Annotated in this window: 21 protein-coding genes; 14 read left to right on the top strand and 7 right to left on the bottom strand. The window is 71.4% G+C overall.

From position 1 onward, the window contains the following. Nucleotides 1-12: 12 nt before the first annotated feature. The gene (locus ACFY9V_RS11290; protein WP_391160890.1) at nucleotides 13-720 is read right to left on the bottom strand and encodes an HAD-IA family hydrolase; all 708 of its coding nucleotides are present in this window, start codon (nucleotides 718-720) and stop codon (nucleotides 13-15) included. 45 nt (nucleotides 721-765) lie between these two features. Next, nucleotides 766-1,272: a DUF6328 family protein gene (locus ACFY9V_RS11285; protein ID WP_355332664.1), complete on the bottom strand. Its 507-nt coding sequence runs from the start codon at nucleotides 1,270-1,272 to the stop codon at nucleotides 766-768. 148 nt (nucleotides 1,273-1,420) lie between these two features. On the opposite strand from ACFY9V_RS11285, the gene ACFY9V_RS11280 reads away from it, so the two are divergent. Further along, on the top strand, nucleotides 1,421-2,386 hold the full coding sequence (locus tag ACFY9V_RS11280) for a TIGR03557 family F420-dependent LLM class oxidoreductase (protein WP_391046494.1): 966 nt from the start codon (nucleotides 1,421-1,423) through the stop codon (nucleotides 2,384-2,386). Between the two features lie 57 nt (nucleotides 2,387-2,443). Here the strand turns inward: ACFY9V_RS11280 and ACFY9V_RS11275 are convergent, their stop codons facing one another. Then, nucleotides 2,444-2,983, bottom strand: coding sequence for a GNAT family N-acetyltransferase (locus ACFY9V_RS11275; RefSeq protein ID WP_391160888.1), 540 nt, complete (start codon nucleotides 2,981-2,983; stop codon nucleotides 2,444-2,446). Nucleotides 2,984-3,087: 104 nt separating this feature from the next. Between ACFY9V_RS11275 and argC the strand changes: the two genes are divergently transcribed. From argC to argH, 7 genes are all read left to right on the top strand, one after another. Then, nucleotides 3,088-4,116, top strand: a complete 1,029-nt coding sequence (argC, locus tag ACFY9V_RS11270) for an N-acetyl-gamma-glutamyl-phosphate reductase (RefSeq protein WP_391160885.1) — start codon at nucleotides 3,088-3,090, stop codon at nucleotides 4,114-4,116. Between the two features lie 52 nt (nucleotides 4,117-4,168). Next, the gene (gene argJ / locus ACFY9V_RS11265; RefSeq protein ID WP_391160883.1) at nucleotides 4,169-5,329 is read left to right on the top strand and encodes a bifunctional glutamate N-acetyltransferase/amino-acid acetyltransferase ArgJ; all 1,161 of its coding nucleotides are present in this window, start codon (nucleotides 4,169-4,171) and stop codon (nucleotides 5,327-5,329) included. Continuing rightward, nucleotides 5,326-6,324: an acetylglutamate kinase gene (gene argB / locus ACFY9V_RS11260; protein ID WP_391160881.1), complete on the top strand. Its 999-nt coding sequence runs from the start codon at nucleotides 5,326-5,328 to the stop codon at nucleotides 6,322-6,324. The genes argJ and argB overlap by 4 nt, the downstream gene beginning before the upstream one ends. Beyond that, nucleotides 6,321-7,526, top strand: a complete 1,206-nt coding sequence (locus tag ACFY9V_RS11255; RefSeq protein ID WP_391046505.1) for an acetylornithine transaminase — start codon at nucleotides 6,321-6,323, stop codon at nucleotides 7,524-7,526. The genes argB and ACFY9V_RS11255 overlap by 4 nt, the downstream gene beginning before the upstream one ends. 16 nt (nucleotides 7,527-7,542) lie before the next feature. After that, the gene (locus ACFY9V_RS11250) at nucleotides 7,543-8,076 is read left to right on the top strand and encodes an arginine repressor (RefSeq protein ID WP_391160878.1); all 534 of its coding nucleotides are present in this window, start codon (nucleotides 7,543-7,545) and stop codon (nucleotides 8,074-8,076) included. Nucleotides 8,077-8,190: 114 nt separating this feature from the next. Then, nucleotides 8,191-9,387, top strand: a complete 1,197-nt coding sequence (locus ACFY9V_RS11245) for an argininosuccinate synthase (protein WP_355332643.1) — start codon at nucleotides 8,191-8,193, stop codon at nucleotides 9,385-9,387. Further along, nucleotides 9,384-10,856, top strand: a complete 1,473-nt coding sequence (argH, locus tag ACFY9V_RS11240; protein WP_391160876.1) for an argininosuccinate lyase — start codon at nucleotides 9,384-9,386, stop codon at nucleotides 10,854-10,856. The genes ACFY9V_RS11245 and argH overlap by 4 nt, the downstream gene beginning before the upstream one ends. A 263-nt stretch (nucleotides 10,857-11,119) precedes the next feature. Here argH and ACFY9V_RS11235 read toward each other — a convergent pair whose 3' ends face one another. Then, the gene (locus ACFY9V_RS11235) at nucleotides 11,120-11,788 is read right to left on the bottom strand and encodes a lysophospholipid acyltransferase family protein (RefSeq protein WP_355332639.1); all 669 of its coding nucleotides are present in this window, start codon (nucleotides 11,786-11,788) and stop codon (nucleotides 11,120-11,122) included. A gap of 259 nt (nucleotides 11,789-12,047) precedes the next feature. Between ACFY9V_RS11235 and ACFY9V_RS11230 the strand changes: the two genes are divergently transcribed. The 3 genes from ACFY9V_RS11230 (at nucleotide 12,048) to ACFY9V_RS11220 (ending at nucleotide 14,627) form a co-directional block, all read left to right on the top strand. After that, nucleotides 12,048-13,229, top strand: coding sequence for a glycerophosphodiester phosphodiesterase (locus ACFY9V_RS11230; RefSeq protein WP_355332636.1), 1,182 nt, complete (start codon nucleotides 12,048-12,050; stop codon nucleotides 13,227-13,229). Between the two features lie 104 nt (nucleotides 13,230-13,333). Next, a complete protein-coding gene (locus tag ACFY9V_RS11225) occupies nucleotides 13,334-13,915 on the top strand; it encodes a sigma-70 family RNA polymerase sigma factor (RefSeq protein ID WP_391160874.1) in 582 nt (193 codons plus the stop codon). Nucleotides 13,916-14,120: 205 nt separating this feature from the next. Continuing rightward, nucleotides 14,121-14,627 (top strand): GNAT family N-acetyltransferase, encoded by a 507-nt coding sequence (locus ACFY9V_RS11220; protein ID WP_355332631.1) that lies wholly within the window; start codon nucleotides 14,121-14,123, stop codon nucleotides 14,625-14,627. A gap of 29 nt (nucleotides 14,628-14,656) precedes the next feature. Here ACFY9V_RS11220 and ACFY9V_RS11215 read toward each other — a convergent pair whose 3' ends face one another. Both ACFY9V_RS11215 and ACFY9V_RS11210 read right to left on the bottom strand, forming a co-directional pair. Beyond that, on the bottom strand, nucleotides 14,657-15,205 hold the full coding sequence (locus tag ACFY9V_RS11215) for a hypothetical protein (protein ID WP_391046519.1): 549 nt from the start codon (nucleotides 15,203-15,205) through the stop codon (nucleotides 14,657-14,659). Continuing rightward, nucleotides 15,198-15,566: a hypothetical protein gene (locus ACFY9V_RS11210; RefSeq protein WP_391160871.1), complete on the bottom strand. Its 369-nt coding sequence runs from the start codon at nucleotides 15,564-15,566 to the stop codon at nucleotides 15,198-15,200. Before ACFY9V_RS11210 ends, ACFY9V_RS11215 begins: the two co-directional genes overlap by 8 nt. 448 nt (nucleotides 15,567-16,014) lie before the next feature. On the opposite strand from ACFY9V_RS11210, the gene ACFY9V_RS11205 reads away from it, so the two are divergent. The 3 genes from ACFY9V_RS11205 to ACFY9V_RS11195 all read left to right on the top strand — a co-directional run bounded on the left by ACFY9V_RS11205 (nucleotide 16,015) and on the right by ACFY9V_RS11195 (nucleotide 18,768). Then, nucleotides 16,015-17,103: an ATP-binding cassette domain-containing protein gene (locus ACFY9V_RS11205; RefSeq protein ID WP_391161374.1), complete on the top strand. Its 1,089-nt coding sequence runs from the start codon at nucleotides 16,015-16,017 to the stop codon at nucleotides 17,101-17,103. Then, complete coding sequence (locus ACFY9V_RS11200) at nucleotides 17,100-17,810, top strand: methionine ABC transporter permease (protein WP_355332624.1); 711 nt, start codon at nucleotides 17,100-17,102, stop codon at nucleotides 17,808-17,810. The genes ACFY9V_RS11205 and ACFY9V_RS11200 overlap by 4 nt, the downstream gene beginning before the upstream one ends. A gap of 106 nt (nucleotides 17,811-17,916) precedes the next feature. Further along, complete coding sequence (locus ACFY9V_RS11195) at nucleotides 17,917-18,768, top strand: MetQ/NlpA family ABC transporter substrate-binding protein (protein WP_391126216.1); 852 nt, start codon at nucleotides 17,917-17,919, stop codon at nucleotides 18,766-18,768. A 41-nt stretch (nucleotides 18,769-18,809) separates the two neighbouring features. Here the strand turns inward: ACFY9V_RS11195 and ACFY9V_RS11190 are convergent, their stop codons facing one another. Then, nucleotides 18,810-19,595, bottom strand: coding sequence for a class I SAM-dependent methyltransferase (locus tag ACFY9V_RS11190; RefSeq protein WP_355332619.1), 786 nt, complete (start codon nucleotides 19,593-19,595; stop codon nucleotides 18,810-18,812). Nucleotides 19,596-19,682 lie beyond the last annotated feature (87 nt).

Here is a 19,682-nt window from a genome sequence, read left to right as displayed (position 1 = left end):
CCCGGCGGCCGGTCATCGGCGTGGCGTGGCGAGGACGCTGTCGTCCAGGTGGGTGAGCAGGTCCGCGACGGATTCGTAGACGGTTTCGGCTCCCGCTTCGCTCAACTCCTGGCGCGTCCAGCCGCCGGTGAGCACGCCGAGGCAGCGCACGCCCGCCTTGGAGGCCGCCTGCGCGTCCCAGGCGGCGTCGCCGACGAAAACCGCGCGCCCGGCCGGGACCCCCGCCTTCTCCAGCGCCTGCCGTACGAGGTCGGGGGCGGGTTTGCTGGAGGACACGTCGTCGGAGGTGGTCACGGCGGTGATCGCCTCATCGGCGTCGAGGGCGCGGAGCATCACGTCGGCCTCCTCGCCCTTCGCCGACGAGGCGAGCACGACCTGCCAGCCGCGCGCTGCGCAGGCCCTGAGCAGGTCGGAAGCCCCGGGCAGCGGCACCAGCCGGGACCAGTACTGGGCGTAGAGGGTGTCGTGAGCGGCGCTGATCGTGTCGTCCTCGCCGTGGTCGCGGTCCTCGCCGAGCAGCGCGTCCAGCAGATGGTCACTGCCCATCCCGATCAGCCGGTGGATCCGGGCCGTGCCGACCCGGTGGCCGTGCTGGCTCAGGGCCTCCCACCAGGCGACGGTGTGCAGATAGACGGTGTCCATCAGGGTGCCGTCGACGTCGAACAGCACCGCTCCGTCGGCGCGCCGCGTCTCACTGCCGGTGGGCTCTGACTCTGTCATGTCTCGCTTCTTTCCGTGTCCTGCTCCCCTGCGGGAACGTCGAGGTCAGTCGGACCCGTCCGCCGACAGGGCGCGGTGTCGCGCCACCGCGGGGAGGACGAGCCAGGCGAGGCCGAACCATACGACCATTCCCGCCACTATCGGGATCGCGACCGTCGCGCCACCGGCGACACGCAGGACGAGGAGCAGGGCCGTGGCCATGGTGCACACGAGCAGGACGAGACCCACCACGGTCAGACGCGACGCCCACGCGACCGTCTCGGGCTTCAACCGCTGTCCCGTCAGCATCCGGTGCAGCGAGACGGGCCCCACCAGGGCGCCCGTCGTCGCCGCGCCCAGCATCACCGTCACGATGTACAGCGTGCGCTCGCCGTCGGACAGGTGCGCGAAGCGCTGCTGGAACGGGACCGTCAGCAGGAAGCCGAAGAGGATCTGCACACCGGTCTGGACGACCCGCAGTTCCTGGAGCAGCTCGCCCCACTGCCGGTCGGCGCGCTGCTCCGGTGTCTCGTCCCTGCCGGGTGCGGCACTGCCGCCGGTCCCGCTTGTCATCCTGAAGCCACCTGCCCGTGTGCGATCGCGACGTGTCCTGACCGGGGGACCGGTCCCCCCTCCTGCCCGCCCGTTACGCCTACCCCCGCACCGCCCCCTCAGCCGAGCGGGAGGTTTCCCGGCCGGGAAGATCGGCTAAACGCCTCGCATGGTGCAATTCGGATACACGATGATGACGGAGCAGGCGGGCCCCCGCGCGCTCGTGGACCATGTGGTCGGCGCCGAGCGGGCCGGATTCGACTTCTCCGTGACCTCGGACCACTACTTCCCCTGGCTCGATTCCCAGGGGCACTCCCCGTACGCCTGGAGCGTGCTGGGAGCCGCGGCCCAGGCCACGTACCGCATCCCGCTCATGACCTACGTGACCTGCCCGACCAAGCGGTACCACCCGGCGGTGATCGCGCAGAAGGCCGCGACGATGCAGTTGCTGTCCGAGGGGCGCTTCCGGCTCGGGCTGGGCTCGGGTGAGCAGCTCAACGAGCACGTGGTCGGCGGTGGGTGGCCCTCCGCGCGGACCAGGGTCGAGATGCTGGAAGAGGCGGTCGGGATCATCCGCGCCCTGCTCGCGGGCGATGTCGTGAACCACCGGGGCGCCCACTTCGAGGTGGACAACGCCAAGCTGTGGGACCTCCCGGACACCCCGCCGCCCCTCGGCATCGCGGTCTCGGGCGAGCGCTCCTGCTCGCTCGCGGGCCGGCTGGCCGATCTGGTGATCGCCACGGAGCCGAAGAGCGAACTGCTCGACGCCTTCGACGCGCACGGCGGTACGGGAAAGCCGAGGGTCGGCCAGCTCCCGGTCTGCTACGACCCGGACACCGACGCCGCCGTCGCCCGGGCCCACGAGCAGTTCCGCTGGTCCGTGGGGCCCTGGCCGGTGAATGCGGAACTGCCGAATCCGGCGGCCTTCGCCGGAGCCAACGAGCACGTGCGCCCCGAGGACATCGCCGAGGCCATTCCCTGCGGCAGCGACCCCGACGTGTTCGCCGAAGCGGTCGCGTCCTACATCGACGCGGGCTTCACCGAGATCGCCCTGATCCAGATCGGCGGCGACCACCAGGAGCCCTTCCTCGACTGGTCGCAGAAGACGCTCCTGCCCGCCCTGCGCGCCCTCTGACTCCGCCGAGGGCCGCGCCGACGTACGGCTCGGCCGCTGCGACCGGGGCCCTCGGTCCTACGCGGATGCCGGGAGCGGCGGGCGCAGGCCCAGCCACTGCTCGGCGTCCCAGGCGTGGAACCGCTCCACCTCGGTGAACCCGAGCTTGGCCGCGAGGCGCATCGAGGCGAGGTTGGCGCTCTGGGTGGCCAGGATCACCGGCTCGCCGGGCAGGACGCCGTCGAACCAGTCGAGCGCCGCCGCGCCCGCCTCGGCGGCGTACCCGAGGCCCCACGCCCGCGGCAGGAACAGATAGCCGAGATCGGCCTTCCCCCGGGCGGCCGGGCGGTGGCTCTCCGCCGCTCGCCTGAGCAGGAGCTGGCCGATCATCGCGCCGTCCAGCTCCACGACGAAGCTTCCCGGCCACCGCTCGGGCACCTCGGGCAGCTCGCGCTCCAGCTCGGCACGCGGCCGGGGGCCGCCGAGGTAGGTATGCACCTCCGGCGACGCCAGCAGCTCGATGAACGCCGCCCGGTCACGCGCCTCGGACCCGCGCAGTACGAGCCTCGCGGTCCTGATCGGCTCGGGCGGCCAGACGACGGGCCCCAGGTTCGGCATGCGCGGAGCCTAGCAACGGGGGAAGTGCCGGTAGGCGGGGTGGCGGGACCTTTGCATAATACTGCGTTGAAACGTATAGTCATGCCATCGACGAGGAGGGTTCGATGGTGGTGCGGGCAGCGGTGGCCGGGGGCAGCGGGTACGCGGGCGGGGAGGTGCTGCGCCTGCTCGCGGGGCACCCCGAGGTCGAGATCGGGGCGGTGACCGGGAACTCCAACGCCGGGCAGCGGCTCGGCGCGCTTCAGCCGCACCTGCTGCCGCTGGCCGGACGGGTGCTGGAGCCGACCACGGCGGAGGTGCTGGCGGGACACGACGTGGTCTTCCTCGCGCTGCCGCACGGCCAGTCCGCCGCGGTCGCGGCGCAGCTCGGCGACGAGGTGCTGATCGTCGACATGGGCGCCGACTTCCGGCTGACCGACGCCGCCGACTGGGAGAGGTTCTACGGCAGCCCGCACGCCGGGACCTGGCCGTACGGGCTGCCCGAACTGCCGGGCGCCCGCGACGCGTTGGAGGGGTCCAAGCGCGTCGCGGTGCCCGGCTGCTACCCGACGGCGGTCTCGCTCGCGCTGTTCCCCGCCTACGCCGCCGCGCTGGTCGAGCCGGAGGCCGTCATCACCGCGGCCTCCGGCACCTCGGGCGCGGGCAAGGCGGCCAAGCCGCATCTGCTCGGCTCCGAGGTGATGGGCTCGATGAGCCCGTACGGAGTCGGCGGCGGCCACCGGCACACGCCGGAGATGATCCAGAACCTCAGCGCGGCGGCCGGCGAGCGGGTCAGTGTGTCCTTCACGCCCACCCTCGCCCCCATGCCGCGCGGCATCCTCGCCACGTGCAGCGCCAAGGCCCGCCCCGGCGTCACCGGCCACGACCTGCGGGCCGCGTACGAGAAGGCCCTCGCCGACGAGCCGTTCGTGCACCTGCTCCCCGAGGGGCAGTGGCCCGCGACCGCCGCCGTCTACGGCTCGAACGCCGTCCAGATCCAGATCGCGTACGACGAGAGCACCCACCGCCTGATCGCGATCAGCGCCATCGACAACCTGACCAAGGGCACCGCCGGCGGCGCGGTGCAGAGCATGAACATCGCCCTGGGACTCCCCGAGGCGACAGGACTCTCCACCATCGGAGTCGCACCGTGACGCACGGCGCGGCTCTGTGCCGGGCGGGCGGAGAAGGGAACGAGGAGAAGCAGTGAGTGTCACGGCAGCCAAGGGATTCACGGCGGCGGGGATCGCCGCCGGGATCAAGGAGAACGGCAACCCGGACCTGGCCCTCGTGGTCAACACCGGACCGCGCCGCGCCGCCGCGGGCGTCTTCACCTCCAACCGCGTGAAGGCCGCGCCGGTGCTCTGGTCGGAGCAGGTCGTCAAGGGCGGCTCCGTCGCGGCCGTGGTCCTCAACTCCGGTGGCGCCAACGCCTGTACGGGCCCGCAAGGCTTCCAGGACACGCACGCGACCGCGGAGAAGGTCGCCGAGGTCCTCGGCGCCGACGACCACGGCGCGGGCGAGATCGCGGTCGCCTCGACCGGCCTGATCGGTCTGCCGCTCCCGATGGACAAGCTCCTGCCGGGAGTCGAGAAGGCCGCGGCCGAACTGTCCGAGTACGGCGGCGAGAAGGCCGCCATCGCCATCAAGACCACCGACACCGTGCACAAGACGGCCGTCGCGGGCGGCGCGGGCTGGACCGTCGGCGGCATGGCCAAGGGCGCGGGCATGCTCGCGCCGGGCCTGGCCACCATGCTGGTCGTCCTCACCACGGACGCCGACGTGGAAGCCCCCGCCCTGGACACGGCGCTGCGCGCCGCCACCCGGCTGACCTTCGACCGGATCGACTCCGACGGCTGCATGTCGACCAACGACACCGTGCTGCTGCTGGCCTCGGGGGCGTCCGGAATCGCCCCGGAGCACGAGGAGTTCGCCGAGGCGGTCCGCGCGGTCTGCGGCGACCTCGCCCGCCAGCTCATCGGCGACGCCGAGGGCGCCTCGAAGGACATCAGGATCGAGGTCGTCAACGCGGCCTCCGAGGACGACGCCGTCGAGGTGGGCCGCTCCATCGCCCGTAACAACCTCCTCAAGTGCGCGATCCACGGCGAGGACCCCAACTGGGGCCGTGTGCTGTCCGCGATCGGCACGACCTCGGCCGCCTTCGAGCCCGACCGGCTCAATGTCGCCATCAACGGCGTGTGGGTGTGCAGGAACGGCTCGGTCGGCGAGGACCGCGACCTGGTCGACATGCGGTTCCGCGAGGTGGTCGTCACGGCGGACCTCGCGGCCGGTACGGAGTCCGCGGTGATCTGGGCGAACGACCTCACCGCCGACTACGTCCACGAGAACAGCGCGTACAGCTCATGACCGACGATCGGAACCCCGGAGCCGCGAAGCCGGAGGGCCGGCCCACCGCGCGCAAGCACACGGCACTGCCCAAGGCCCAGATCCTCATCGAGGCGCTGCCGTGGCTGACCCGCCACAACGGCAGGGTCGTCGTCATCAAATTCGGCGGAAACGCCATGGTGGACGAGGAGTTGAAGGCCGCCTTCGCGCAGGACGTGGTCTTTCTGCGGCAGGCGGGCCTCAAGCCGGTCGTCGTGCACGGCGGCGGCCCGCAGATCAACGCGCAGCTCGACCGGCACGGCCTGGTCAGCGAGTTCAAGGCCGGTCTGCGGGTGACCACGCCCGAGGCGATGGACGTGGTCCGGATGGTGCTGGCGGGCCAGGTCCAGCGCGAGCTGGTCGGACTGCTCAACCAGCACGGCCCGTTGGCCGTCGGCATGACCGGCGAGGACGCCCACACCATCACCGCCACCCGCCACCGCCCGCGTATCGACGGCGAGTTGGTCGACATCGGCCGGGTCGGCGAGATCACCGCCATCGACACCGGCGCGATCGAGGCGCTGCTGGCCGACGGCCGTATCCCGGTCGTCTCCTCCATCGCGCGCTCCGCCGACGACCACCACGTCTACAACGTCAACGCCGACACGGCCGCCGCCGCCCTGGCCGCCGCGCTGGGCGCCGAGACGCTGATGGTCCTCACCGACGTCGAGGGCCTGTACGAGGACTGGCCGAACAGCGACGACGTCATCAGTCGCCTGACCGCGACGGAGCTGGAGAAGCTGCTGCCCGACCTGTCCAGCGGCATGGTCCCCAAGATGCGGGGCTGCCTGTTCGCCGTGCGCAACGGCGTGAACACCGCCCGCGTCATCGACGGCCGGGTCCAGCACTCGATCCTGCTGGAGATCTTCACCGACGAGGGCATCGGCACGATGGTCGTGCCGGACGACGTCACCGACGCGGCCGGCGCACCGGCCGCGGGCACCGTATCCGACCAGGGAGAAGGAGAAGCGCGGTGAGCGGCAACGAGGGACTGACCCAGCGCTGGCAGGGCTCGCTCATGGACAACTACGGCACCCCGCGCATCCCGCTGGTCCGCGGCGCGGGCGCCAGATTCTGGGACGCCGACGGCAAGGAGTACGTCGACTTCCTCGGCGGCATCGCGGTCAACTCCCTCGGCACCGCGCACCCCGCGGTCGTCGAGGCGGTGACCCGGCAGATCTCCTCGCTCGGCCATGTGTCCAACCTCTTCGTCGCCGAACCGCCCGTCGCGCTCGCCGAGCGGCTGCTCCAGCTCTCCGGCCGCCCCGGCCGGGTCTTCTTCGCCAACTCCGGCGCCGAGGCCAACGAAGCGGCCTTCAAGATCGGCCGGTTGACGGGGCGTCAGCACATGGTCGCCACCGACGGAGCCTTCCACGGCCGCACGATGGGCTCGCTCGCGCTGACCGGCCAGCCCAAGAAGCGCGAGGCGTTCGAGCCGCTGCCCGGCGACGTCACGCACGTGCCGTACGGCGACGCGGACGCGCTGCGGGCGGCCGTCACCACCGACACCGCGCTGGTGATCATCGAGCCGATCCAGGGCGAGAACGGTGTGGTCGTGCCGCCGCCCGGCTACCTCGCCGCCGCCCGCGAGATCACCGCGGCCACCGGCACGCTGCTGGTGCTCGACGAGGTGCAGACCGGCATCGGCAGGACCGGCCACTGGTTCGAGTGCCAGGCACAGGGTGTCGAGCCGGACGTGGTGACCCTGGCCAAGGGCCTCGGCGCGGGCCTGCCGATCGGCGCCGCCCTCGCCTTCGGCCCGGCCGCGGAGCTGATGACGCCCGGCGCCCACGGCACCACCTTCGGCGGCAATCCGGTCGCCTGCGCCGCCGCGCTCGCCGTCCTCGACACGATCGCGGCCGACGGCCTGCTCGACCACGTCAAGCGGCAGGGCGAGAAGCTGCGGCAGGGCGTCGAGGCGCTGCGACACCCGTTGGTCGATCATGTGCGCGGTTCGGGCCTGCTGCTGGGTATCGTGCTCACCGAGCCGCTCTCAGCGCAGATCCAGAAGGCGGCTCAGGATGCCGGGTTCCTGGTCAACGCCGCCGTGCCCGACACGGTACGGCTCGCGCCCCCGCTGATCGTCGGCGACGACGACACGGACGCGTTCCTCCAGGCGCTGCCCGGCGTCCTCGACCAGGTGCACCGGGCCTCCGGGGCGAGCGGAGCCGGAGAATGACGGAGTTGACACGACGATGACCGAGGCGCAGCAGCACAACGGCAGCCAGGCCGTACCGCAGACCCGTACCGCGCGGCACCGCAGGATCGTGGACATCCTCGGCCGCCAGCCGGTCAGGTCGCAGAGCCAGCTCGCCAAGCTGCTCGCCGACGACGGGCTGAGCGTCACCCAGGCGACGCTCAGCCGCGACCTCGACGAACTCGGCGCGGTCAAGATCCGCACCAACGACGGCGAACTCATCTACGCCGTCCCCTCCGAGGGCGGCTTCCGCACCCCGCAGGCCCCGCTCGGCGAGTCCGTCAAGGAAGAGCGCATGCGGCGCCTGGCCGCCGAACTCCTCATCTCCGCCGAGGCGTCCGCCAACCTCGTCGTCGTCCGCACCCCGCCCGGCGCCGCCCAGTTCCTCGCCTCCGCCATGGACCAGGCCGAGGTCTACGACATCCTCGGCACCATCGCGGGCGACGACACCGTCGTCCTGATCAGCCGCGACCCGGCCGGCGGCAAGAAACTCGCCGACCACCTGCTCCGTCTCGCCCAGGGCGAGGCATAGCTCCGGTCCGGCCGGTTATACGGTCTCACACCCCCTCTGACCTGCCGCGTTGACGAAGCATACGGTCGAGTGCATACTTATGCCAGTCAGCGTATGCATCGTAAGGAGAGCCCCGTGACCGAGCGCGTCGTACTCGCCTACTCCGGCGGTCTGGACACGTCCGTCGCCATCGGCTGGATCGCCGAGGAGACCGGCGCCGAAGTCATCGCGGTCGCGGTGGACGTCGGCCAGGGCGGCGAGGACCTGGACGTCATCCGCAAGCGGGCGCTCGCCTGCGGGGCGGTCGAGGCCGAGGTCGCGGACGCCAAGGACGAGTTCGCCGACGAGTACTGCCTCCCGGCGATCAAGGCCAACGCCCTCTACATGGACCGGTATCCGCTGGTGTCCGCGCTGTCGCGGCCGGCCATCGTGAAGCACCTGGTGGCCGCAGCCAACAAGCACGGCGCCACCACCGTCGCGCACGGCTGCACCGGCAAGGGCAACGACCAGGTGCGGTTCGAGGCGGGCATCTCCTCGCTGGCGCCCGACCTGAGGTGCATCGCGCCGGTCCGCGACTACGCGATGACCCGCGACAAGGCCATCGCCTTCTGCGAGGAGAAGAACCTCCCGATCGCGACCACCAAGAAGTCGCCGTACTCCATCGATCAGAACGTCTTCGGGCGGGCCGTCGAGACCGGCTTCCTGGAGGACATCTGGAACGCCCCGATCGAGGACGTGTACGAGTACACGCAGAATCCGGCCGAGCCGCGCGAGGCCGACGAGGTGGTCATCACCTTCAAGCAGGGCGTCCCGGTGGCCATCGACGGCAAGCCGGTCAGCGTGCTCGAAGCCATCCAGCAGCTCAATGTGCGGGCCGGGGCCCAGGGCATCGGCCGGATCGACATCGTCGAGGACCGGCTGGTCGGCATCAAGTCCCGTGAGATCTACGAGGCGCCGGGCGCCATCGCGCTGATCACCGCGCACCAGGAGCTGGAGAACGTCACCGTCGAGCGCGAACTGGCCCGGTACAAGCGGCAGGTCGAGCAGCGCTGGGGCGAACTGGTCTACGACGGCCTGTGGTTCTCCCCGCTCAAGCGGGCGCTCGACGGCTTCATCGCCGAGGCCAACGAGCACGTCTCCGGCGACATCCGGATGACCATGCACGGCGGCCGGGCCGTCGTCACCGGCCGGAAGTCCGGCGAGTCGCTGTACGACTTCAACCTGGCGACGTACGACACCGGGGACACCTTCGACCAGTCGCTGTCCAAGGGCTTCATCGAGATCTTCGGCATGTCCAGCAAGATCGCCGCGAAGCGGGACCTGACGAAGTGACGGACACGAACACCGGCGGCCCCGGCGGCGGCGACGACAACCTGCGGCTGTGGGGCGGCCGGTTCGCCGACGGCCCCGCCGAGGCGCTGGCCAAGCTCTCCGCCTCCGTGCACTTCGACTTCCGGCTCGCGCCGTACGACATCGCGGGCTCCCGCGCGCACGCCCGGGTGCTGCACAAGGCGGGGCTGCTGACCGCCGACGAGCTGGACCGGATGATCGCCGGACTCGACGCGCTCGAAGCGGACGTGGCCTCCGGCGACTTCGCCGGCACCATCGCCGACGAGGACGTGCACACCGCGCTGGAACGCGGCCTGCTGGAGCGGGTCGGCGCCGACCTCGGCGGCAAGCTGCGGGCCGGGCGCTCGCGCAACGACCAGGTCGCCACGCTCTTCCGGATGTACCTGCGCGACCACGCGCGGACCATCGGCGGGCTCATCGCCGACCTCCAGAGCGCGCTGGTCGGCCTCGCCGAGGCGCACCCGGACACCGCGATGCCCGGCCGCACCCACCTCCAGCACGCCCAGCCCGTGCTCTTCGCACACCACGTGCTCGCCCACGTACAGGCGCTGTCACGGGACGCGGAGCGGCTGCGGCAGTGGGACGACCGCACGGCCGTCTCCCCGTACGGGTCAGGCGCGCTCGCCGGGTCCTCGCTCGGCCTGGACCCGGAGGCCGTCGCCAAGGAACTCGGCTTCCTGCACGGCTCGGTGGGCAACTCCATCGACGGCACCGCGTCTCGCGACTTCGCCGCCGAATTCGCCTTCGTCACCGCGATGATCGGCGTCAACCTCTCCCGGATCGCCGAAGAGGTCATCCTGTGGAACACGAAGGAATTCTCCTTCGTGACCCTGCACGACGCCTTCTCCACCGGCTCGTCGATCATGCCGCAGAAGAAGAACCCCGACATCGCGGAGCTGGCGCGCGGCAAGTCCGGACGGCTCATCGGCAACCTCACCGGACTGATGGCCACGCTCAAGGCGCTGCCGCTCGCGTACAACCGCGACCTCCAGGAGGACAAGGAGCCGCTGTTCGACTCCTGCGACCAACTGGAGGTGCTGCTCCCGGCGTTCACCGGCATGATGGCCACGCTCACCGTCCACCGCGAGCGGATGGAGACCCTGGCACCGGCCGGTTTCTCGCTCGCCACCGACATCGCCGAGTGGCTGGTCAAGCAGGGCGTGCCCTTCCGGGTCGCGCACGAGGTCGCGGGGGAGTGCGTCAAGGTCTGCGAGGCCGAGGGCATCGAACTCGACCAGCTCACCGACGAGCAGTTCGCGAAGATCTCCGCGCATCTGACGCCCGAGGTACGCCATGTCCTCGACGTCCCCGGCGCGTTGGCCTCCCGCAACGGACGCGGCGGCACGGCGCCTTCCGCCGTCGCCGTACAACTCGCCGAGATCAAGGCGGATCTGACGGTGCAGCACACCTGGGCGCACGCCTGGGACGGGGCGGACGGCGACGCCGTCTAGTCGCGGTCCTGGGCGGCTCGGTGAAACGCGGGCCGATCGGTTTGGTGTTCGGGTCCCGCGCGGCCAGTCCGTTCAGGATGGTGTCGTCGGTCGAGGCCGCGTCGACCTGGCCGGGCTGCATCAGCATCAGGCAGCCCGTCCAGTCGTCGACGCCCGCTATCAGCCGTCCGCGGCGAGCCGCCGAACCGGCCATGGTCAGCCGCGAGACCGGCCCCCGTGAACCCGCCATGTCACAGCGGGCGCCGGGCGCGGCCCCCGCCGTATCAGGCGGCCTTGGCCTTCGTCGCGTAGATGTCCACGTACTCCTGGCCGCCGAGCCGCATGACCTCGCTCATGACCTCGTCGGTCAGGGCGCGCAGCACATAGCGGTCGCGGTCCATGCCCTCGTAGCGGGAGAAGGTCAGCGGGGAGCCGAAGCGGATGGTGACCGGGGCGATCCGGGGCATCCCCTTGCCGCCGGGCTGCACCTTGTCGGTGCCGACCATCGCGAAGGGCACCACCGGGGCGCCGGTCATCAGGGCCAACCGGGCGATTCCGGTCCGGCCGCGGTACAGACGGCCATCGGGGGAACGGGTGCCCTCGGGGTAGATGCCGAAGATCTTGCCCTCGTCCAGCACGCGGCGGCCGGTCATCAGCGCCGCGACACCGCCGTGGCCGCCGTCCCGGTCCACCGGGATCATGCCGCAGGTGGTGAAGAACCAGGCCATCAGCCGGCCCTTGACGCCCTTGCCCGTCACGTACTCGTCCTTGCCGATGAAGTACACCTGCCGGTCCACCACCAGCGACAGGAACATCGAGTCGACGAAGGTGACGTGATTCCCGGCCAGGATCACCGGACCGTCACCGGGGATGCCGTCCACGCCCTCGACCACGGGGCGGTACAGGACGCGCATGAGCACTCCGAGAATCGCCTTGAGCAAGCTGCGGGACATGCGGGACAACGGATCCTCCGGTTCGGACACGCCTGGGCGGGACGGACGGCGGCGGTGCTGCGATGTCGCGGTACGACGGCAGCCTGACCGCAGGACCGGCGGGACCGCGGGACGCCGCACCGTACACAAGGACGATACTTCCGCGCGGGGCCCCGCCGCACGCCGGGTTCACACGTCCGCTACGCAGTGTTGACACGCGTTAGGTGTGTGTTACGGCTGATGTCGACGGGGCGACAGACTTTCACGGCACGATGCGCGCATGACGGATGACCAGCACAAGACCGGCCTCGGCAGGCGCGCTGTCCTGTCCGCGGCGGCACTCGGCGCGGGCGGCGCGGTACTCGGCACGGCCGGTACGGCGCAGGCCCGGGAACAGTCCACCGCCCGGCCCCGGCACGGCGCCCCCGGCCACGGCGGCGCGCCCAAGCTGCCGGTCCCGACCATCGTCGGGCACCGCGGCAGCGCCGGATACCGGCCCGAGCACACCTTCGGCTCCTACGAGTACGCGCTGGAGATCGGCGCGGACGTCGTCGAGCAGGACGTCGTACCCACCAGGGACGGCCACCTCGTCTGCCGCCACGAGCCGGAGATCGGCGGCACCACCGACGTCGCCGACCACCCGGAGTTCGCCGGCCGCAAAACCACCAAGACCATCGACGGCACCCCCACCACCGGCTGGTTCACCGAGGACTTCACCCTCGCCGAACTCAAGCGGCTGCGCGCCGTCGAACGGCTGCCCGCCGTCCGCCAGCGCAACACCGTCTACAACGGCCGCTGGGCGATCCCCACCTTCGAGGAGGTGCTGGCCTGGGCCGACCGAGAGGGCCGCAAGCGCGGCAAGCCGGTCTGGCTGCACACCGAGACCAAGCACCCCACGTACTTCCGCGGCATCGGCCTGCCGCTGGAGGAGCGGCTGATCAAGCTGCTCAAGCAGTACGGCAGGCACCGCGCCGACGCCCCGCAGTTCCTCCAGTCCTTCGAGGCGCAGAGCCTCCAGCGGCTCGGCGCGCTCGGCGGCGCCGCGCCCAAGATCTTCCTGCTCAACGGCCTCACCTCGCGGCCCTGGGACTTCGTCGTCTCCGGCGACAAGCGGACCGTGGCCGACCTCGTCACCCCGGCCGGGCTGCGCTGGATCGCCGGATTCGCCCAGGGCATCGGCCCGACCACCGACGTGATCATCCCGCGCGACGCCTCGGGCAGGCTGCTCCGGCCCACCGCCGTCGTCAAGGACGCGCACAAGGCCGGTCTGGTGCTGCACCCCTTCACCGCGCGCAACGAGAACCAGTTCCTGCCCGCCGACTTCCAGGTCGGCACGGACCCCAACGCGTACGGCGACCCGCTGGCCGCCTTCAAGACGTGGTTCGCGACCGGCATCGACGGCCTGTTCACCGACAACGCCGACACCGCCGTACTGGCCCGCGAGGACTTCTGGACGTCCTGAACCCCGACGTCCTGAACCGCCACCGCCACTCCATGTGGTGAAAACGGCCGCGCCGGGCAACCGTCCGGCGCGGCCGTCTCGTGCCAGCGGATATGCAGATCCCCATGGACCACCCCGACCTGTCCGCGGCCCCGCACGCCGACGACCGCGCCCGCCGTCCCGCGGACACCCCCGCGGACCCCTACGCGCCGCTCGGGCCGCTGCTGGCCGCCGAGGCCGCGGCCGAGGCGCTGCCCGGCGGCGGTGTCGAGGCCGCCGACCTCGAACAGGCCGTCTGGCTGCGGCTGCTGGAACTGGGCGGCCCGCCGCCCGAGCCGGACCGCTGGGTGCGCCGCGCGGTCCGCGCCGAGGCCCGCGCCCACGCCCGCCGGATCCGCAGCGAACGCCCGTACGGGGACCCGGACGCCGCGGGCCCGCCCGCGCAGCTGCGCGGGGTCGAGGAGTTGGTGCTTGCGGCGGAGCAACACCGTACGGTCCAGGCCGCGGTACGGCGGCTGCCCGGCCGCTGCCCGCAGGTCGTCACGGCCCTGATGTCCCGTTCCGACCCCACTTACCGGGAAATCTCCCGCGAGTTGGGAATCTCACAGGGCAGCATCGGACCGCTGAGGTCGCGCTGCCTCGGCTGTCTTCGGACGATCCTGAATTCGAGGGTTGGATCCCCGGTGAGACGGGGTAATGCACGGTAAACAGTCGGCGGCAGTGGGCACCCTTGGCGCGCCCGTACGAGACTGAACTGGGTGGGGCGCAGGCGGTACCCCACCGAAGGGTTTGTGCGATCATCGGCGCCACGGAGGCGGCGCATATCCGCACCAACTCCGTTCAGGCACTCGTTCCGGGCGCATACCTCACCCTCAAACTGCCCGGACGGATTCGAAGGGGAGGCCTGCGCGCATGGGCATGAGCGTGACCATCTCTACGGCGGAGCACTCGGACGCCGAGAAGATCCTCAAACTCCAGTACCTCTGCTACCAGAGCGAGGCGGAGCTGTACGGCGACTACAGCATCGAACCTCTCACCCAGACCCTGGACGAGCTGCGTGCCGAACTCGCCGGGGGGTGCGTCCTGGTGGCGCGCCTGGGCGACGAGGTCGTCGGCTCGGTACGCGGAGTCGTCGACGACGACGGCACCGCGCGGATCGGGAAACTGATCGTCCACCCGCGACTTCAACGACACGGCCTCGGCGGGCGGCTGCTCAACGCCGTCGAGGAGCGACTGGCGGCCGAGGAGGAGGCCAAGCGCTACCGGCTCTTCACCGGCCACCGCAGCCAGGTCAATCTGCGGATGTACCGCAAGCTCGGTTACGAGCAGGTGGGCGCCGCGGAGCCGGTCAGCCGTCGGCTGAGCCTGGTGACCATGGAGAAGGCCGCCGCCACGGCGGGCTACGCGGCCACCGCCTGAGCCGCGATCCACGGCGCCTCGCGTACGGATCAGGCCCCGGACCCGGTCTGCTGTTCCTGTGGCCGCCCCGCCTCGCGGGCGGCACGGCGCAGCCACAGCAGACCGGCCACGGGGAGGGCCAGCGGCAGGAAGAGGTAGCCGATCCCGAAGTCCGACCAGACGGTCGCGTCGGGGAAGGCCGAGGAGTCCACGACCGTCAGGGTGCCCACCGCGATCACACCGGCCAGCTCGGCCGAGCAGCACACCAGCGCCACCTTGCGGGCCGCCTCGCCGCCCTTCCACAGCGCGACGGTGATCACCGCGTAGACCACGCCCGCGACGCCCGACAGGACGTACGCCAGCGGTGCCTCGTGGTATTTGGTCGCGATCTGCACGATCGACCGGGACAGCGCCGCGACGGTGAAGACCGCGTAGAGCGAGAGCAGCAGCCGGCCGGGGCCCTGGCCGATCCGCGTCCCCGGCGCGTCCTGGGCCGCCTCGGCCGCGGTGCCGTCCCCCGTGTCCTTCATGCCGTCCGTGCCCTTCGTCAGCGTCTTCGTCCGTGCCCGTGCGCGTGTCGCGCGTGTGCCGTCAGCCATGGCCGGCTCCCCAGATCTCGTTGAGCCGCAGTTCGAGCACGGCCAGCACCACACCGCCGGCCGCCACGATCGCCGAGCCCCAACGCGTCCGCTCGGCAAGGGACATGAAGGCCGCCGCCGGGACCGTCACGGCCGCGCCCAGCAGATACGGGAGGAAGACCGCCATCCCGTGCTGCGGCCGGTCGCCGCGGGCGAGCTGCACGATCGCGATCACGAGCTGCACCAGCGCGGCCGCGGTGACCACGGCCATCGCGATGAAGTGCCAGTCGTTGGTCGGCTGGTCACGGTACGCGGCGAAACCGCACCACGCCGCGAGCAGCAGCGCCGTGACCGAGACCGTGATGAGGACCGCGTCGAGCATGCGGCGACTCTATTACGGGGCGTGACGCCCGGATCTCCCACCCCTGCCCGCCCGGATCTCCCGTCCCCGTCCGCCCTGCCGCCCGCCGGGGCGGCCCCGTGAGTGTGTCCGCATAATGAACAATCGGACCGGATTTCGGAACGCGGCCACCCGTCTGGTTTACTGGAACGCATGACCACGACGAACAGCCGCAGCCGCGCGACCGAGGCGATCACGCCCGGTGTTCGTTGTGCGTGTCGAATGTGTGACTGACCGAGGGCCCACCTCCACGCCTCGCGCCCCGAAGCGAGTGCCCCGCGTCACGCACCGGCGCAGCGCCCAGAGCGCCGCCGAAATCCTTTGAGGCCCGCCGCCCTTTCCGGTGTGCCGCCGCGTGCCGCGTCCCGAGAAGAACGCCCCCGTGTGCGGTGGTACGTCCGCCGCGCGCTCGACCCCGATGGACGCTCCTGTGATCACCACCACCGACCTGAGAAAGGTCTACCGCTCGCGCGACCGTGAGGTCACCGCCCTGGACGGGGTGGACCTGCGGGTACGCGAAGGCGAGGTCTACGGCGTCGTCGGCCGCAGCGGCGCGGGCAAGAGCACCCTGATCCGCTGCGTGAACCTGCTGGAGCGCCCCACCTCCGGCACCGTCGAGGTGGCGGGCCGCGACCTGACCGCGCTGGCCGGACGCTCCGACCGCGCCCCCGCCGCCCTGCGCGCCGCCCGCGCCGGGATCGGCATGGTCTTCCAGCACTTCAATCTGCTCTCCTCGCGCACCGTGCAGGACAACGTCGAACTCCCGCTGGAGATCCTGGGGATCTCCGGCCGCCAGCGGGCCCGCAAGGCCGGTGAACTCCTCGACCTGGTCGGCCTGTCCGACAAGGCCCGCGCCTACCCCGCGCAGCTGTCCGGCGGCCAGAAGCAGCGCGTCGGCATCGCCCGCGCCCTGGCGGGCGACCCCAAGGTGCTGCTCTCCGACGAGGCCACCTCGGCGCTCGACCCGGAGACCACCCGGTCCGTGCTGCGACTGCTGCGCGACCTCAACCGGCAGCTCGGCCTGACCGTCCTGCTGATCACCCACGAGATGGACGTCGTCAAGCAGGTCTGCGACTCGGCGGCACTCATGAAAGGCGGACGCGTAGTGGAGTCAGGCACCGTGGCCGAACTGCTGGCCACCCCCGGTTCCGAGCTGGCCGACGAGCTGTTCCCCGTGGACGGCGACGCGTCGGGCCCCGACCGTACGGTGGTCGACCTCACCTTCCACGGCGACAGCGCGACCCGGCCGGTGATCTCCCGGCTGGCGCGCACGTACAACGTGGACATCTCCATCCTCGGCGCGGCCATGGAGACCTACGACGGACGGCAGATCGGCCGGATGCGGATCGAGCTGCCGGGCCGCTTCGAGGACAACGTGGTGCCGATCGGCTACCTGCGCGAGCAGGGCCTGGACGTCGCCGTCGTCGCCGCCAAGGCCGAGCCGGTCGCGGCAGGAGACACGGCGGGGAACACGGCGGGGGAGAAGGCCGGGAACACGGTCGGGGAGACGGCGAAGTGACCTGGTCCGAGATGCACCCGCTGCTCACGCAGGCGGGTGGTGAGACGCTGCGCATGGTCGCCTGGGCCACGGTCATATCGGTGGCCGCGGGGCTGCCGATCGGTGTCCTGCTGGTCCTCACCGACCGGGGCGGCCTGCTGCGCTGTCTGCCCGTCAACCGCGTCCTCGGCGTCGTCGTGAACATCGGCAGGTCGCTGCCGTTCGTGATCCTGATGATCGCCCTGATGTCCTTCACCCGGGCGATCGTCGGCACCACCATCGGCTGGGAGGCGGCCGTCGTCCCGCTGGCCGTCGGCGCGATCCCGTTCTTCGCCCGGCTGGTCGAGACGGCGGTCCGCGAGGTGGACCACGGCCTGGTGGAGGCCGTCCAGGCGATGGGCGGCAGTACGTGGACGGTGGTCCGCAAGGTGCTGCTGCCGGAGTCGCTCGCCTCACTGATCGCCAGCGCCACCACCACCGTCATCGCGCTGATCGGCTACTCCGCGATGGCCGGGGTGGTCGGCGGCGGCGGCCTCGGCGACCTCGCGCTGCGCTACGGCTACCAGCGCTTCGAGACCGGCTTCATGTGGGTGATCGTCGCCGTGCTCGTCGTCGTGGTCACCCTCGTCCAGCTCGTCGGGGACTTCGCCGCCCGCACCGTCGCCCGCCGCGGCCGGTCCGGCGCCGCCCCCCGGCTGCGCCTGCTGCGCCCGGCGACAGCCTCCTGACCGCCCGACTCTCCCGTCCCGACCCGCTTCTGTCCCCCTGGCACCGCAGCGTCGCGGCGCCGTACCACCCAGCACGACCCGGATAAACCAGAAAGAGGCACTTTTCGTGCGAAAGAACACCACCATCACCGCCGCCGTCCTCGCCGCCGCCGCGCTCTCGCTCGGCCTCACCGCCTGCGGCTCCGACTCCGACTCCAAGGCGAGCGCCAAGGACACCAGCGGCCCGCTCGTGGTCGCGGCCAGCCCCACCCCGCACGCGCAGATCCTCGACTACGTCAAGGACCACCTGGCGAAGAAGGCCGGACTCGACCTCCAGGTCAAGGAGTTCTCCGACTACGTGCTGCCCAACACCGCCACCGAGCAGGGCGAGGTCGGCGCGAACTTCTTCCAGCACAAGCCCTACCTGGACGACTTCAACAAGAAGAACGGCACCCACATCGTGCCCGTCGTCAACGTCGAGCTGGAGCCGCTGGGCCTGTACTCCCACAAGATCACGTCGATCGGCGCGCTCAAGGACGGCGCGAGCGTCGCCGTACCGAACGACACGACCAACGAGGCACGCGCGCTCAAGCTGCTCGCCGACAACGGCCTGATCACCCTCAAGGCGGGCACCGACCAGACCGCGACCCCCGCCGACGTCACGGCCAACCCGAAGCACCTGAAGTTCAAGGAGCTGGAGGCCGCCCAGCTCCCGCGCTCCCTGGACGACGTGGACGCGGGCGTGATCAACGGCAACTACGCGATCCAGGCCGATCTCAGCCCGGCCAAGGACGCGCTGGCGCTGGAGAAGGCGGACGGGAACCCGTACGCCAACTTCCTGGCCGTCAAGAAGGGCAACGAGAACGACCCGCGCGTGAAGAAGCTCGCGGAACTGCTCAACTCGCCCGAGGTGAAGCAGTACATCGAGACGACCTTCAAGGGCTCGGTGATACCGGCCTTCGGCGCCCCGGCGGCCTGACCGCCGCGCACGGGCCCCGCTCCCCCCGAGGGCGCGGGGCCTCAGCCGTGCCGCACCCAGTACACGTCCGTCACGTACGGCATCTCGATCGCGCCGCTGCTGCGCGTCGCGTGGTGCGCCCCCAGCACCGCCTCCAACTCCGCGCGCACCCGCCCCTGCGCGGTCGCGTCGAGGACGGCGATATGGCTGGACGACATCATCCGGTCGACGATGTCCGCGACCGTCGTGGAGTGCGGATTGGGCCAGTGCCGCTCCTCGATCGCCCCCCAGCCGGGCCGCGACTCGAACGGCTTGCGCCAGCCCGCGTCGCCGAGGCCGGAGGACAGCGGCGGGCGGGGCAGATCGCGCGGCGCCAGCCGGAAGTAGATGTCCTGGAAGTCGCGCATCCACGGCTCCGAGGTGTCGAAGGTGTTCCACACCAGCGCCAGCGCGCCGCCCGGCCGCAGCAGCCGCTCCACCTCGGTCAGCGCGGCGGGCTCCTCGAACCAGTGCCAGGACTGCGCCGCCACCACGGCGTCCGCGCAGCCGTCGGGCAGCCCCGTCGTCTCCGCCGTCCCCGCGTTCACCGCGACCGCGGGCAGCAGCTCGGCGAGCCGCTCCCGCATCTCCTTCACCGGCTCCACCGCGAGCACCTCGGCCCCGGTCAGTGCCAGCAGACGGGTGAACTTGCCGGTGCCCGCGCCGAGATCGACCACGGTACGGCCCGCTTCCAGGGGCAACGCGTCCGCCAGCGCGGCGAGCGCGGCGAGCGGATAGGAGGGCCGGGAGCTCTCGTAGACCTCCGCTGCCCGTTGGTAGCCGACTCCTGCTGCGTGGTGCACTGTCACGCGGGCTGACGGTAGCAGGATCGGATGACGTTCACGGATACCCGCCCTGACCGGCATTCGCCCTACTCTGGAAGGGCGTTCGCCGCC

Source organism: Streptomyces sp. NPDC008317 (genome assembly GCF_042955955.1).
Taxonomy (GTDB): domain Bacteria; phylum Actinomycetota; class Actinomycetes; order Streptomycetales; family Streptomycetaceae; genus Actinacidiphila.
The sequence above is the reverse complement of the archived record's forward strand: the minus strand, read 5'-3'. Positions and strand labels throughout refer to the sequence as shown.